This is a genomic window from Streptomyces liliiviolaceus (genome assembly GCF_018070025.1).
Classification (GTDB): domain Bacteria; phylum Actinomycetota; class Actinomycetes; order Streptomycetales; family Streptomycetaceae; genus Streptomyces; species Streptomyces liliiviolaceus.
Genome location: NZ_JAGPYQ010000001.1, coordinates 6477085 through 6493840 on the forward strand (window position 1 = coordinate 6477085; position 16756 = coordinate 6493840).

The following is a 16756-nucleotide window of genomic DNA, read 5'->3' on the forward strand; positions in this document are numbered from 1 at the left end:
TCCGGGAACTCCCCTGAAGTGGCCCGGCCACCCCCTATGTCCAGGGGGCGGAACCGGTGTTCTCCGCAGGTGCGGATCAGGGGTTCACCGCAGGGGTGGGGCAGGGTTCACCCAGGGGTGGATCAGGGGTTCATCGCAGGGGTGGACCACGGGGTTCACCGCATCGAGGCGATCCACTCGTCGACGATCCGCGCGGTGGTCTCGGCGTCCTCCTGTACGAGGGAGAAGTGGTCCCCCGGAGCCGTCCTGAGGGTCTGGGTGGCGTTCCACGGCGCGGCCAGCCACCGGTCGCCGCCGGGTTCGCCGCCGGGGCCGGTGATGAACGACTCGGCGGCCTGGACGAACAGGACGGGCGCGCGGAGTGCGCCGGGGGTGAAGTCGAGCAGGAGGTTGGCGTACAGGCCCATCGCGGAGAGCCGTGCGCTGCCGAAGCGCCCGAACGTCGGCTCCATCTCCAGCAGATTCAGGGCGAGCGACTCCTGGCCGACGGTCATGGCCTCGTCGCGGACCTGGAAGCTGTCCAGCAGGACGATCCCTTCGGGGCCGGCGTCCGCCGCCTCCAGGTGGCTCGCGACCGCGTGGGCGACCAGGCCTCCGGAGGAGTAGCCGAGCAGGACGTACGGGTCCCCTTCCGCGGCCTGTGCCACGCTGTCGGCGATCACTTCGGTGACGGCGTCGAGCGACCGGGGAAGGCTCTCCCCCGCCGCGAACCCGGGCAGCGGCAGCGCCGTGACGTGCCGGGTGCCGTGCAGGTGCGTGACGAGCCGGGCGTGCTGGTGGACGCCGCCGACCGCCATGGGCGTGGAGACGCAGATCAGGCGGGGTCGTATGGGCCCGTCCGCGAGGACCACCGGCCGCGGTGGGCTCGGCAGGTCGGCGATTCCGGTGAACCTCGGCCGGATGTCGGCGACCGCGCCGAGGAGGACGAACCCCTGGGTGACGTTCCCCGCTCGTACGGCCGCGCGGAACAGGTCGCTGAGGGTGTCGCCGTCGGTGTCCGCGGTGGGCTCGCCGTCCGTGACCGCCGCCGGGCCGTCGAGGTCGGCCGCCAGGCGTTGTTGGACATGGCGGGCCAGCTCGGCGGGGTTCTTGGAGTCGAAGACGGCCATCGCGGGCAGGCGCAGGCCGGTCGCGGCGTTGAGTCCGTTGCGCAGTTCCATCGCCGTGAGGGAGTCGAAGCCCGCCTCCAGGAAGTCCCGGTCCGGGTCGACGGCCTCGGGGCCGCTGTGGCCGAGGACTCCGGCGGCGCAGGTCAGCACCAGCGTCCGCAGTTCCTGGGCCCGTTCGTCCTCCGAGAGGCCGGCGAGTCGCGCGCGGAGCGCGCCCGAGTCCGCGCGGCCCGCCGTGGCGGTGCGCCGGAAGCGCGGTATCAGGTCCCGCAGCAGCGGCGGCAGGTCGTCGCCGGCGGTGGCCAGGGCCCTGAGGTTCAGCCGGATCGGTACGAGCGCCGCCGCGTCGAGACGTGCGGCGGTGTCGAGGAGCCCGAGCCCTTCCTCGGCGGAGAGCGCTTCGACGCCGGAACGGCCCACGCGCTGACGGTCGTTGTCGTCGAGCCGGCCCGCCATGCCGCTGTCGCTCGCGCCCCACAGTCCCCAGGCCAGGGACCGGGCGGGCAGGTCGTGGGCGCGGCGGTGTGCGGCCAGGGCGTCCAGGAAAGCGTTCGCCGCCGCGTAGTTGCCCTGTCCCGGAGTGCCCAGCACACCGGCCGCCGAGGAGAACAGGACGAACGCCGACAGGTCCATGTGCCGGGTCAGCTCGTGCAGATACCAGGCGGCGTCGGCCTTCGGGCGGAAGACGGTGTCCACGCTCTCGGGGGTGAGGGAGGAGATCGTTCCGTCGTCGAGCACCCCTGCCGCGTGCACGACGGCGCTCAGGTCCCGGTCGGCCAGGAGTCCTGCGAGGGCGTCGCGGTCGCCCACGTCGCAGGCGGCCACCTCCACGCGCGCTCCGAGTCCCGACAGTTCTGCGCACAGTTCGGCCGCGCCGGGGGTCGCCTCTCCGCGCCTGCCCACGAGGAGCAGGTTCCGTACGCCGCGTTCGGCGACCAGGTGCCGGGTCACGACGACGCCGAGCGCACCGAGCGCACCGGTCACCAGGACGGGGCCCTCGCCCGTGAACTCGGTGAACTCGACTGCCGGCAGCGCGAGTTCGGCGGGTTCCGCGGGCACCTTCGCCAGGCGGGCCGCCCGGAGCACGCCGTCGCGCAGGGCGACCTGTGGCTCGTCCGACGACGCCAGGGCCGGGAGCACGCTCGTGACGGCCGAGGGATCGGTCAGGTCGGCGAGGACGATCCGGCCCGGGTCCTCGGACTGTGCCGAGCGCACGAGTCCCCAGACGGCCGAGCCCGCGAGATCGGTGACGTCCTCGCCGTCCACGCACACCGCGCCCGAGGTGACGACCACGAGGCGGGCGCCCGCGAACCGGTCGGCGGCGAGCCAGGACCGTACGGCGTCGAGCACCTGGTGCACGGCCTTGCGGGCCGGTTCGGCGCCCGCCGCCACCCCGGTGGCGGGCAGCACGACCAGTTCGGGTACGGGGGTCTCGGCCCGCAGGTCGTCCCAGGCGATCCAGTCCGGGGTCCGCCCGGCACGCGGGGCCGGGAGCGGTGTCCACTCCAGACGGAACAGCGACTCGTGGAAGGGTGATCCGGCCGCGGCGGACAGCTGGGCCGGGGTCATCTCCCGCAGGGCCAGCGACTCGACCGCCACGATCGGGTTCCCGGCCGTGTCCGCGGCCTGGATCGACACCACTGCGCTGCCGGTCGGGGTGACCCGGACGCGCAGGGCCGTGGCGCCGGAGGCGAACAGTTCGACGCCCGACCACGCGAACGGCAGCACCACCCCGTCACCGACCGCACCACTCAACGCCACCGCATGCAGACCCGCGTCCAGCAACGCCGGATGCAACCCGAACCCGTCCCCCTCCACCTGCTCAGGAAGAGCGACCTCCGCGAACACCTCCTCACCACGCCGCCACGCCGCCCTCAACCCGCGGAACACCGGCCCGTACTCCAGACCGACGTCGGCCAGTGCGTCGTACAGTCCGGTGACGTCGATCTCGGTGGCGCCGGGCGGGGGCCACTGTTCGAGTCCGGGGTCCGTGGCCGTGCCGGCCGGGGCCAGTGTGCCGAGCGCGTGCCGGGTCCACGGCCCGTCCGTGTCCGCGCGGGTGTGGATGGTCACGGGCCGTCCGCCGTCCGGGCCGTCGGAGGCGCCGACGACCACTTGTACGGAGACACCGCCGTCGGCGGGGAGCACCAGCGGCGCCTCCAGTGCCAGTTCCTCGACCCGGCCGCAGCCGACCTGGTCCCCGGCCCGTACGGCCAGTTCCACGAAGCCCGTTCCGGGGAACAGTGTCACGCCGGACACGGCGTGGTCGCCGAGCCACGGCTGGGTGCCCACGGACAGCCGGCCGGTGAGTGTCACGCCGTCCGCCCCGGGGGCCACGGACGGGACGACCGCGCCGAGCAGCGGATGGCCGGGGGCGTCCAGGCCGAGGGAGGTGACATCGCCCGCGCCCGCGCTCTGGTCGGCCCAGTAGCGGCGGCGCTGGAAGGCGTAGGTGGGCAGTTCGGCCCGCCCGGCCCCGTGTCCGTCGAAGGCGGTGTGCCAGTCGACGTCCACACCGCCGGTGAACACCTCGGCGAGCGAGGTGAGGAACCGTTCCGTGCCGCCCTCGCCGCGGCGCAGCGAGCCGGCCGTCACTCCGCTCACGCCCGCCGACTCCATGGTCTCGCCCAGGCCGACCAGCAGACCGGGATGGGGACTGGACTCCACGAACGCGGTGAAACCATCGTCCAGCAGGGCACGCGTGGCCTGCTCGAAACGGACGGTCTGCCGCAGGTTGGCATACCAGTACCCGGCATCGAGGGCGACCGTGTCGAGCAGCCCACCCGTCACGGTCGAACAGAACGCCACCCTCGACGAACGCGGCGACAGACCCTCCAACTCGGCCAGGATCCGGTCACGGAGCCCCTCGACGAACATCGAGTGCGAGGCGTAATCGACAGGGATGAGCCGAACCCGCACACCCCGCCCCTCCAACATCGCCCTGAGCTCCCTCAACGCACCCACCTCACCGGACACAACCACCGACGCGGGACCGTTCACCACAGCCAGCTCCACACGGCCCTCCCACCCGGCAAGCACCTCGCCGACAGCCTGGGCCGACAGGCCCACCGACAGCATGCCGCCCTGCCCGGCCAGGTCCTCCGCGATGATCCGGCTCCGCACCGCCACCACACGAGCACCGTCCTCCAAAGACAACGCACCCGCCACACACGCAGCCGCGATCTCACCCTGCGAATGACCCACCACAGCAGCCGGCTCCACCCCGAAACCACGCCACACCTCAGCCAACGACACCATCACCGCCCACAACACCGGCTGAACCACATCCACCCGCTCCAACAACCCACCATCACCCCGCAGAACCCCCAACAGATCCCACTCCACAAACGCCCCCAACGCCCCGGCACACTCCTCCATCCGAGCAACGAACACCGACGAGGAATCCAGAAGCTCGACCGCCATACCCACCCACTGCGAACCCTGCCCGGGGAAGACGAACACCGGTGCGGCGCCGCCGCGGCCGGAGCCGTGCAGCACGCCGGGGTGCGCGGCGCCGGTGGCCAGCGCGTCCAGTCCCTCCAGCGCGGTCGCCCGGTCCGCCGCGAGCACGACCGCGCGATGGTCGAACGCCGTCCTCGTCGTGGCCAGCGACAGCCCCACATCGGCGATGCCGACGGTGTCGTCCGCCCGGACGAAGGCGGCCAGCCGCTCGGCCTGGGCGCGTACGGCTTCGGCGCTGCGGCCCGTCACCACCCAGGGGAGGGTGCCGGTGCGGGGCCGGTCGGCGGGTGCGGAGGTGTCGTCCGTCCCGTTCGGGGCGGGTGGCTGTTCGAGGATCACGTGGGCGTTGGTGCCGCTTATCCCGAAGGAGGAGACCGCCGACCGGCGGGGACGACCGTTGCGCGGCCACTCCCGGGCCTTCGTCAGCAGTTCCACCCGTCCGGCCGACCAGTCGACGTGCGGGGTCGGCTCGTCCACGTGCAGCGTTCGGGGCATCACCCCGTGCCGCATCGCCTGCACCATTTTGATGATGCCCGCGACACCGGCCGCCGCCTGGGTGTGGCCCAGGTTCGACTTGACGGACCCCAGCCACAGCGGGCTGTCCTGCGGACGGTCCTGCCCGTACGTCGCCAGGAGGGCCTGCGCCTCGATCGGGTCGCCGAGCCGGGTGCCGGTGCCGTGCGCCTCCACCGCGTCCACGTCCGCCGTGCCCAGGCCGGCGTTGGCGAGGGCCTGACGGATCACGCGGCGCTGCGAGGGGCCGTTGGGCGCGGTCAGGCCGTTCGAGGCACCGTCCTGGTTGGTCGCGGTGCCCCGGACGATCGCCAGGACGGGGTGGCCGTTGGCGCGGGCGTCCGACAACCGCTCCACCAGGAGCATGCCGACGCCCTCGCCCCAGCCCGTGCCGTCGGCGGACGCGGCGAACGACTTGCTGCGGCCGTCCGCCGCGAGTCCGCGCTGACGGCTGAACTCCACGAACGTCCCCGAGGTCGCCATCACCGTCACACCGCCCGCGAGAGCGAGGGTGCACTCGCCGGTCCGCAGCGCCTGCGCGGCCAGGTGCAGGGCCACCAGGGACGACGAGCACGCCGTGTCCACCGTGACGGCCGGCCCTTCCAGGCCGAGCGTGTAGGAGACCCGCCCGGAGGCGACACTGCCGCCGCTGGCCCCGCCTCCGTAGTCGTGGTACATCACTCCGGCGAACACGCCGGTCGCGCTGCCGCGCAGGGAACCAGGCGCGATTCCGGCACTCTCGAACGCCTCCCACGAGGTCTCCAGCAGCAGCCGGTGCTGCGGGTCGGTCTCCAGTGCCTCCCTCGGTGAGATCCCGAAGAACTCGGCGTCGAAGTCGGCCGCGTCGTACAGGAAACCGCCCTCCCGCGCGATGCACTTGCCCGGCTTGCCGGGCTCGGGGTCGTAGAGGCCGTCGACGTCCCAGCCCCGGTCGCGGGGGAACTCCGCCACCGCGTCCACGCCGTCGGCGACGAGCCGCCACAGATCGTCGGGGGACGCGACCCCGCCGGGGAACCGGCAGGCCATGCCCACGATCGCGATCGGTTCGTCGACGCGCGCCTGGGCCCTGACCGGGGCCGCGGTCTCGCCGGCGCCGAGGAGTTCGCCCATGAGGTGCCGGGCCACCGCGTCGGAACTGGGGTGGTCGAAGACGAGGGTGGCGGGCAGCCGCAGGCCGGTGGCGGCGCCGAGAAGGTTCCGCAGTTCCACTGCCGACAGGGAGCTGAACCCGAGTTCGGTGAAGGCGCGGGCGGGTTCGATGGAACGGGCGTCCTCGTGGCCGAGGACCGCGGCGACGTGTGTACGTACCAGGTCGAGCAGCGCGCGGTCGCGTTCCGCCTCGGGCAGCGCGTCCAGCCGGCGCCGCAGTGATGCCGCGCCACCGGACCGGGCCGCCCGGCGTGCAGGGGGTTTGACCAGGCCGTGCAGGACGGGCGGGACGGCGCCGGACGCCGCGAAGGACCGCAGTACGCCGAGGTCGAGCCGGACGGGTACGAGTTCCGCCGTCCCGGCGGACAGCGCCCGGTCGAACAGCGCGAGCCCTTCGGCGACCGTCAGGGGCGGCGTCCCGGAGCGCCGGAGCCGCTCGGTGTCGGCGTCGGCGAGTGTGCCCGCCATGCCCTCCACCCCGGCCCATGGACCCCAGGCCAGGGAGACCGACGGCAGGCCGAGCGCGTGCCGGTGGGCGGCGAGGGCGTCCTGGAAGGCGTTCGCCATCGCGTAGCCGGCCTGTCCGGCACCGCCCAGGGTGCCCGCGACCGAGGAGAACAGCACGAACGCCGACAGGTCCATGTGCCGGGTCAGCTCATGCAGATACCAGGCCGCGTGGGCCTTCGGAGTGAGCACGGTGTCCAGTCGGTCGGGTGTGAGCGAGGTCAGCACTCCGTCGTCCAGCACACCGGCCGTGTGCACGATGCCCGTCAGCGGGTGCTCGACGCCAGCGAGGAGAGCGGCGACGGCGTCCCGGTCGCCGACGTCACAGGCGGCGACCGTGACCTCGGCGCCGAGTCCGGCCAACTCCGTACGCAGTTCGCGGGCGCCGGGGGCGTCGATGCCCCGGCGGCTGGTCAGCAGCAGGTGCCGTACGCCGTGTTCGCGCACCAGGTGCCGGGCCACCAGCGAACCGAGGCCGCCCGTACCGCCGGTGATCAGTACGGTCCCGGCCGGGTCGAACGTCAGGGTGTCCGTACCGCCGACCGTCCTGTCCGCGCCTCCGGCTGTCCTGACCAGCCGGGGGACGCGCACCTCGGTGCCGCGTACGGCGAGTTCGGGTTCGCCGTGGACCGCGAGGGCGGCCGGCGACGGAACCGCGCCACTTCCCGCCTCCAGGTCCAGATGCGCACGGGGATGCGGATCGGGGTGGGGATCCAGGTCTACCAGGACGAAGCGGTCGGGGTGTTCCGTCCGGGCGGTACGGATCAGGCCGCGCACGGCCGCGGCCGCGAGATCGCCCGGCCGCTCGCCGTCGGCGGTGACAGCCGCGCCACGGGTGACCACCACCAGCCGTGCGGCTTCCAGCCGTTCGTCGGCCAGCCACTCCTGGACGACGCGCAACGTCTCGTGCGCGACCGCGCGCACACCTGCCGGGACGTCGTCGACGACCGACGGGCAGGCCCACACGACGACGTCCGGAACCTGCTCCTGGGCGAGCGCGGCCAGATCCGCGTACGCCGGGACGTCCTGGGGCAGGCCGCAGCGGTCTGTTCCCAGCACGGCCGCGGTCGGCATGGCGGCGGGCTCGCCGGTCGGCAGGGTCGACCAGGCGACGGTGAACAGTGAGTCGTCCGGGCCGTCCTGGGCGCCCGGGACGGAGAGTTGGCCGGGCTCCACCGGTCGCGAGACCAGGGAGTCCACCGACAGGACAGCCTGTCCGGTCTCGTCGGTCACCAGCAGGCTCACCCCGGCGGCGCCGGCACGGCGGACGCGCACGCGTGCCACCGGTGCTCCGGCGGCGTGCAGCCGTACCCCGCTCCATTCGAACGGCAGGACGGCCCCGCGGCCCTCGCCGACTCCCCCGTCGTCGCCCTCGTCGCTTCCCCCGTCGAGGAGGATCGCGTGCAGCGCGGCGTCCAGAAGGGCCGGGTGGATGCCGTACTCGGCAGCCTCGGCCCGGTCGTGCTCGGGCAGCGCGATCTCGGCGAACAGGTCGTCACCGCGCCGCCACGCGGCACGCAGCCCCTGGAACGCCGGGCCGTAGCCGAACCCGCGGTCGGCAAGGGTCTCGTAACCGCTCGTCAGATCCAGGGCGGACGCGTTCTCGGGGGGCCAGACGGCGAGGTCGTCCTCGAATGCCGCACCGCCCGGAGAACCGCCCGAGGAGCCGTTCAAAGAGCCGTTCGAAGAGCCGACCGGGGAACCGTCCGTGGAAAGGAGCCCGCTCGCGTGCCGCGTCCACGGGACGTCGGGCGAGGCGTCGTCGGGGCGGGCGTAGACGCCGACGCGACGGGCGCCGTCGTCGTCCAGAGCACCGACCGTGACCTGGACGTCGACACCGCCGTGCGCGGGCAGCACGAGCGGCGCTTCGAGGGTGAGCTGCTGAAGTACGTCGCAGCCGACCTGGTCCCCGGCCCGTACGGCCAGTTCCACGAAGGCGGTACCCGGTAGCAGGAGCGCCCCGAACACCTCGTGGTCGGCCAGCCACGGCAGGGTGCCGGTCGACACCCTGCCGGTCAGCACCACGCCGTCGTCCTCCGGGGACGCCACGGCGGCACGGAGGAACGGGTGCTCGGCGGCGGTCTGGCCGAGCCCCGCCACATCGCCCCCGCCCGTGGGGGTGTCGAGCCAGTAGTCCTGCCGCTGGAAGGCGTACGTGGGCAGTTCGACCAGGCGGGCGCCCCGTCCGGCGAACACGGTCTGCCAGTCCACCGGGACCCCGTGCGCATGCAGCAGACCGACGGCCGCCCTCAGCTCCCGTTCCTCGGAACGGTCCCGGCGGAGGACCGGCACGACGACCTCCACGGTGTCGTCCACGGCCTCGTCCGTGACCTGCCCTTGGACCAGGGCGGCCAGGACTGCGTCGGGGCCCAGTTCCACGAAGCGGGTCACGCCGGCAGAGCGCAGGTGGGTCACACCGTCGGCGAACCGGACCGTCTCGCGGACGTGCCGGACCCAGTAGTCGGCCGAGTCGAGGTCTTCCGCCGGACCGCCGGTCACATTGGAGACGATCGGGATGGCGGGCGGGCTGTAGGTGACGTTCTCGGCCACCTCACGGAAGGCGTCGAGCATCGGGTCCATGAGCGGGGAGTGGAAGGCGTGCGAGACCCGCAGGCGACTCGTCTTACGGCCCAGCTCACTGAAGTGGGCTTCTACGGTGGCTACTTGGGCGTCCGTACCGGAGACCACGACCGACGTCGGACCGTTGACCGCCGCGATCGCCACCTCCCCGTCATCCAGCAGCGCGGTGACCTCGTCCTCGGAAGCCTGGACGGCAGCCATCGCCCCACCCGACGGCAACGCCTGCATCAAACGGCCCCGCGCAGCCACCAACCTGGCCGCATCCCCGAGCGAGAACACCCCCGCCACATGCGCCGCCGCCAACTCACCGATCGAATGACCCGCCAGATAGTCAGGACGCACACCCCACGACTCCAGCAGCCGGAACAACGCCACCTCGACCGCGAACAACCCCGCCTGCGCGAACACCGTCTGCCCGAGCAACTCAGGCTCCGACCAAACCACCTCACGGACCGGCCGATCGAAATGCAGGTCCAAGGCGGCACACACCTCGTCGAAAGCGGTCGCGAACGCCGGGAACGACTCGTACAACTCCCGCCCCATACCGACCCGTTGCGCCCCCTGCCCCGAGAACAAGAAGGCCGTACGCCCCGCGGAGACCGCACCCTGCACGACACCGGAGCGCGGCTCGTCGGACGCGATGGCGGCCAACCCGCGAAGCCCGGAGGTCCGGTCGTCGGCCACCACCACGGCACGGTGCTCCCACGCCGTGCGCGAGGTCGCCAGCGACAACCCGACGTCGAGGGGAAGCAGTTCCGGCCGGTCCTCCACGTACGCACGCAGCTTCTCGGCCTGGGCCCGAAGCGCGTCGGCCGACTTGCCCGAGAGGATCCACTCCACTGGGGCAGGAGCCGGGCGATCCTGGCAATTGGTACCAACGGGTGCGGACGCGGGCGTGAGCGCGGGTGCCTCTGCTGGTGCCGCTTCGATGATGACGTGGGCATTGGTGCCGCTGATCCCGAACGAGGAGATCCCCGCCCGCCGCGGACGACCGTTCTGCGTCCACTCACGGGCCTCGGTCAGCAACTCCACGTCGCCGGAGGCCCAGTCCACCTCCGGCGTCGGAGCATCCACATGCAGCGTGCGCGGCAGGACGCCGTGGTCCATGGCCTTGACCATCTTGATGATGCCCGCCACACCGGCCGCCGCCTGCGTATGACCGATGTTCGACTTGATCGACCCCAGCCACAACGGACTGCCCTCCGGACGATCCTGCCCATACGTGGCCAGCAACGCCTGCGCCTCGATCGGATCACCCAATGTCGTGCCGGTGCCGTGCGCCTCCACCGCGTCCACGTCCGCGGTGCTCAAGCCTGCTGTGGCCAACGCCTGCCGGATGACACGGCGTTGGGACGGACCGTTCGGCGCCGTCAGCCCATTCGAAGCACCGTCCTGGTTGACCGCCGTACCCCGCACCACCGCCAGCACCGGATGACCGTTCGCGCGGGCGTCCGACAGCCGCTCCACCAGCAGCATCCCCGCACCCTCACCCCACGAAGTGCCATCCGCCGCAGCAGCGAACGACTTCGCCCGCCCATCGGGAGCCAACCCCCGCTGACGACTGAACTCGACAAAGGTCTCCGGCGTAGCCATCACCGCGACCCCGCCGGCCAACGCCAGCGCACACTCGCCCGACCGCAACGCCTGCACCGCGAGATGCAATGCCACCAGCGAGGAGGAGCAGGCGGTGTCGACGGTGACCGCCGGACCCTCAAGACCCAGCGTGTACGAGATCCGGCCCGAGGCGACCGAACCCGTACTGCTGTTGTAGGCGTAGTCGTGGTACATCATCCCGGCGAACACGCCCGTCGAACTGCCCCGCAACGACGACGGATCAATACCCGCCCGCTCCAACGCCTCCCACGACACCTCCAACAGCAACCGCTGCTGCGGATCCATCAACCACGCCTCATTCGGACTGATCCCGAAGAACCCGGGATCGAACCCCGCGGCATCATGCAGAAACCCACCCCGGTCCACATAACTCTTGCCCGGACGACCGGGCTCAGGGTCGAACAGTCCCGCCAGATCCCAGCCCCGCTCGGTGGGGAGGCCGGAGACACCGTCGACGCCGTCCGCGACCAGCTGCCACAGGTCGTCCGGCGAGACGACGCCGCCGGGGTAGCGGCAGGCCATGCCCACAATGGCGATCGGCTCGTCGTCGACCGGCGTCCGCAGAGCGAGGGCAGGCCCGGTGGACGGCTCCGAGCCAAGGATCTCGCCAAGCAGGTGGTCGGACAGCACCAGCGGCGTCGGGTAGTCGAAGACAAGCGTCGCCGGCAGCCGCAGGCCCGTCGCCCGGTTCAACCGGTTGCGCAGTTCGACCGCGGACAGCGAATCGATGCCGAGGTCACGGAACGCGCGCCCACCATCGACGTCCTGCGGGCCGGTGAACCCCAGGACGTGCGCGGTCTGGGCGCGGATGGTCTCCAGGAGGGCCGGTCGGCGCTCCCCCTCGGGCAGCGCGGTGAGCCGCCGGCGCAATGCCACCGCCTCGTGCGTACCCGCTGCGGCCGTCCTGCGTCGGCGTCCGGGCACCAGGCCGCGCAGGATGTGCGGCAGTTCGTCGCCGGCCCCGGCGAGTTCGTTCGTGGCCAGCCCGATCGGGACGAGCAGCGGCTCGGGCGTCCGGACGGCGGTGTCGAACAGGGCGAGACCTTGGTCGGCGGAGAGTCCCTCCACCCCGGACCGGGCCATCCGCTGTACATCGGAACCGGCGAGCCCGCCCGCCATGCCCTCGGCGTCTGTGGCCCAGGGGCCCCAGGCGAGCGACTGGGCGGGCAGGCCGCTGGCCCGCCGATGCACGGCCAGCGCATCCACATAAGCATTGGCCGCCGCGTAATTGCCCTGCCCAGGAGCACCCAGCACACCCGCAGCCGACGAGAACAACACAAACGCCGACAGATCCAGGTGCCGGGTCAGCTCATGCAGATGCCAGGCCGCGTCCACCTTCGGGCGCAGCACCGCGTCCACCCGATCCGGCGTCAACGACGAGACCACCCCGTCGTCCAACACCCCAGCAACATGCACCACACCCGACAGCACACGGCCCGCGACCAACGCCGCCACCGCATCACGGTCCGACACATCACAGGCCACCGCCTCGACCTCGGCACCCAGGCCGGTCAGTTCCGCGCACAACTCCGGGCCTCCGGGGGCCTGCGCTCCCCGACGCCCGACCAGGACGAGACGCCGCACACCGTGCTCGACCACGAGATGCCGCGCCACGAGGCTGCCCAACGCACCGAACGCACCTGTCACCAGCACAGCGCCCGTGTCACTGCTGAAGACGGGGGTCGCGGTCGCCTCGCCGTTCCGGTCCGCCAGGTCCTCCGGAGGGGAGACCCTGGCCAGTCGCGGGACGTGAACGCCACCGTCGCGGATCACCATCTGGGGCTCGTCCAACGCTGTCGCGTCACCGATCACACGGGCCAAGTCAGCGGGCGTGCCCGTGTCCGTGTCCACGAGGAGAATGCGGCCCGGCTCTTCCGACTGGGCCGAACGCATCAGGCCCCACACCGCCGCACCCGCGAGGTCCGCGATGTCCTCGCCGTCCAGCGCGACCGCACGACTGGTCACCACGGCCAGCCGGGACCCGGCGAACCTGCTCCCGGCCAACCAGGCCTGTACGACCTCGACCGTACGGAGCACAGCTGCACGCACCTCGCCACCGTCCGCACCGCCGTCTCCGTCCCCACCGGTGACCGGCAGCACCACGACGTCAGGTACCTCGGACGTGTCGACCAGGTCGTCCCACAGCGCCCAGGACACCTCGGGAGCCGAACCGGACACGGTCAGGCTCGGAATCGCGGCCGGGGCCGGGGTCCACGCCACCCTGTACAGCGAGTCATGAGGCGTCGGCGCGACGGCGGTGAGCTGCCCGGCCGACAACGGGCGCGAGACCAGGGAGTCCACGGTCAGCACCGGACTTCCCGCATCGTCGGTCAGCCGCAGTGCCAACCCGTCCGAGCCCGTCGGCGTGAGCCGCGCCCGTACGGCCGAAGCCCCCGAGGCGAACAGTCGTACGCCGGTCCATGCGAACGGGAGGACCATCTCGTTCCCGGCATGGTCGTCCCGGGTCACGAGAGAGGTGTGCAGAACGGCGTCGAGCAGCGCGGGGTGCATCCCGAACGCGGCTGCCTCCTCCAGCGCGTGCTCCTCGTCCTGCGGCAGGGCTATGTCGGCGAACAGTTCGTCGCCTCGCCGCCACACCGCCCGCAGTCCTTGGAAGAGCGGTCCGTAGTCGTAGCCGACAGCGGCAAGTTCCTCATAGGCACCGTCCACCGGAACCGCGGTCGCGCCCGGCGGCGGCCAGGCCTCCAGGTCGGCCGACGGTTCCCCGGCCTCGTCGCCGAGGACGCCGGTGGCGTGGCGGACCCACACCTGGTCGGTGGCGTCGGCCTGGGAGTAGACACCGATCACCCGTCGGCCGGTCTCGTCGGGGGCCTCCACCACGGCCTGCACGGCGACACCGCCGTACTCGGGCAGCACCAGTGGCGCCTGGAGCGTCAGCTCCTCCACCACGGGGCAATCCGCGTGATCACCGGCGTGGATCGCCAGTTCCAGCAGGGCGGTGCCCGGCACGACCACGCCGCCCAGCATGCGGTGATCGCTGAGCCAGGGATGGGAGTCGGTCGACAGCCGACCGGTCAGTACGAGCACGCCGGAGCCGGGCAGGCCCGTGACCGCGCCGAGCAGCGGATGGTCGACCGGTCGGAGGCCCAGCGAGGTCGCGTCGCCGGTGGCCGAGGCGTCGAGCAGCCAGAACCGGTCGCGCTGGAAGGCGTAGGTGGGCAGGTCCACCCGTACAGCGCCGCGGTTGTCGAACAGGGCCTCCCAGTTCACCGGCCCCCCGTTGGCGTACAGCGTGCCGAACGCGGTGAGCAGCGTGGCGGTCTCGGGCCGCTGGGCGACCAGAGTGGGTACGGCCACCGTGTCGTCGGAGTCCTCCAGGCACGCCTGTGCCATCGCGGTCAGGACGCCGTCGGGACCCAGTTCCAGAAAGCGGGTCACGCCCTCGTCACGCAGGACTTGGATGCCGTCCGCGAACCGGACCGTCTCACGGACGTGCCGGACCCAGTAGTCGGCCGAGTCGAGGTCTTCCGCCGGACCGCCCGTCACGTTGGAGACGATCGGGATGGCGGGCGCGCTGTATGTGATGCCCTCGGCGACTTCGCGGAAGGCGTCGAGCATCGGGTCCATGAGCGGCGAATGGAAGGCGTGCGAGACGCGCAGACGGCTCGTCTTACGGCCCAGCTCACTGAAGTGGGCTTCTACGGTGGCTACTTGGGCGTCCGTACCGGACACCACGACCGACGTCGGACCGTTCACCGCCGCGATCGCCACCTCCCCGTCATCCAGTAGCGCGGCGACCTCGTCCTCGGAGGCCTGGATGGCCGCCATCGCCCCACCCGACGGCAACGCCTGCATCAACCGACCCCGCGCAGCCACCAACCGCGCCGCATCCCCGAGCGAAAACACCCCCGCCACATGCGCCGCCGCCAACTCACCGATCGAATGACCCGCCAGGAAATCAGGACGTACACCCCACGACTCCAGCAGCCGGAACAGCGCCACCTCGACCGCGAACAACCCCGCCTGCGCGAACACCGTCTGCCCGAGCAACCCCGGCTCCGACCAAACCACCTCACGCACAGGCCGATCGAAATGCAGGTCCAAGGCAGCGCACACCTCGTCGAACGCAGCCGCGAACACCGGGAAGGACCCGTACAACTCCCGCCCCATACCGACCCGTTGCGACCCCTGCCCCGAGAACAGGAACGCCGTACGGCCGGAACTCGTCACTCCCCGCACTACTCCGCGACCAGGCACGCCCCCGGCCAACTCGTCCAGCCTGGAGAGCAGTTCGTCGCGGTCACGGCCGGTCACCACGGCGCGGTGTTCCAGGTGTGCGCGTGAAGTCGCCAGGGAGAAGCCGATGTGCTGCGGCGCGAGGTGTCCTTCGGCCCTGACGAACGCGGCCAGTCGTTCCGCCTGGGCGCGTACCCCTGCTTCGCCCCGTGCGGAGATCGGCCAGGGGACGACCTCCAGCGGTGCTCCGGGCTCCCCGCCGGGTTCCGCCTCGACGGGCGGTGCCGCTTCGACGATCACATGGGCGTTGGTACCGCTGATCCCGAAGGAGGAGACGCCCGCCCGTCGCGGACGGCCTTCGGCCTCGGGCCACTCCCGGGCCTCCGTCAGCAACTCCACGTCGCCGGAAGCCCAGTCCACGTGAGGGGTGGGCTCGTCCACGTGCAGGGTCCGTGGAAGGACGCCGTGCTCCATGGCCTTGACCATCTTGATGATGCCCGCCACACCGGCCGCCGCCTGCGTATGACCGATGTTCGACTTGATCGACCCGAGCCAGAGGGGGCGCCCTTCGGGGCGGTCCTGCCCATACGTTGCCAGCAGCGCCTGCGCCTCGATCGGATCGCCCAGCGTCGTCCCCGTACCGTGCGCCTCCACCGCGTCCACCTGGTCCGACGACACACGCGCGTTGGCGAGGGCCTGGCGGATCACGCGGCGTTGGGACGGGCCGTTGGGCGCGGTGAGACCGTTCGACGCGCCGTCCTGGTTCACGGCGGAGCCACGGACAACAGCCAGCACGGGATGACCGTTGGCGCGGGCGTCCGACAGCCGCTCCACCAGCAGCATCCCCGCACCCTCACCCCACGAGGTGCCATCCGCCCCGGCCGCGAACGACTTCGCCCGCCCGTCGGGAGCCAACCCCCGCTGCCGGCTGAACTCGACGAAGACATCAGGGGTCGCCATCACCGCGACCCCGCCGACCAGCGCAAGGGAGCATTCACCGGAACGGAGCGCCTGCACCGCCAGATGCAGGGCCACCAGCGACGACGAGCACGCCGTGTCGACGGTGACCGCCGGACCCTCAAGACCCAGCGTGTACGAGATCCGGCCCGAGGCGACCGAACCCGTACTGCTGTTGTAGGCGTAGTCGTGATACATCATCCCGGCGAACACGCCCGTCGAACTGCCCCGCAACGACGACGGATCGATCCCCGCCCGCTCCAACGCCTCCCACGACACCTCCAACAGCAACCGCTGCTGCGGATCCATCAACCACGCCTCATTCGGACTGATCCCGAAGAACCCGGGATCGAACCCCGCGGCATCATGCAGAAACCCACCCCGGTCCACATAACTCTTGCCCGGACGACCGGGCTCAAGGTCGAACAGTCCCGCCAGGTCCCAGCCCCGGTCGACGGGGAAGCCGGAAAGCCCCTCCGCCTCCTCGGTGACCAGGGTCCAGAGGTCTTCCGGTGACTGGACCCCACCCGGGTAGCGGCAGGCCATCGCGACGATGGCTATCGGTTCGCGCAGGTCCGAGGTGAGCCGGCGATGCTGCGCGCGCAGCCGTTCGGTCTCCTTGAGTGATGTCCTGAGTGCCTGGAGGAGTTTCTCGTCGGAATTGGGCATCG

At 71.9% G+C, this 16756-nt stretch carries 1 protein-coding gene; it reads right to left on the minus strand.

Annotated features, from left to right (window positions below):
• Positions 1-155 precede the first annotated feature (155 nt).
• Entirely contained in the window at positions 156-16754 is a 16599-nt protein-coding gene (locus J8N05_RS28030; protein WP_210887523.1) for a type I polyketide synthase, read from the minus strand.
• Positions 16755-16756 lie beyond the last annotated feature (2 nt).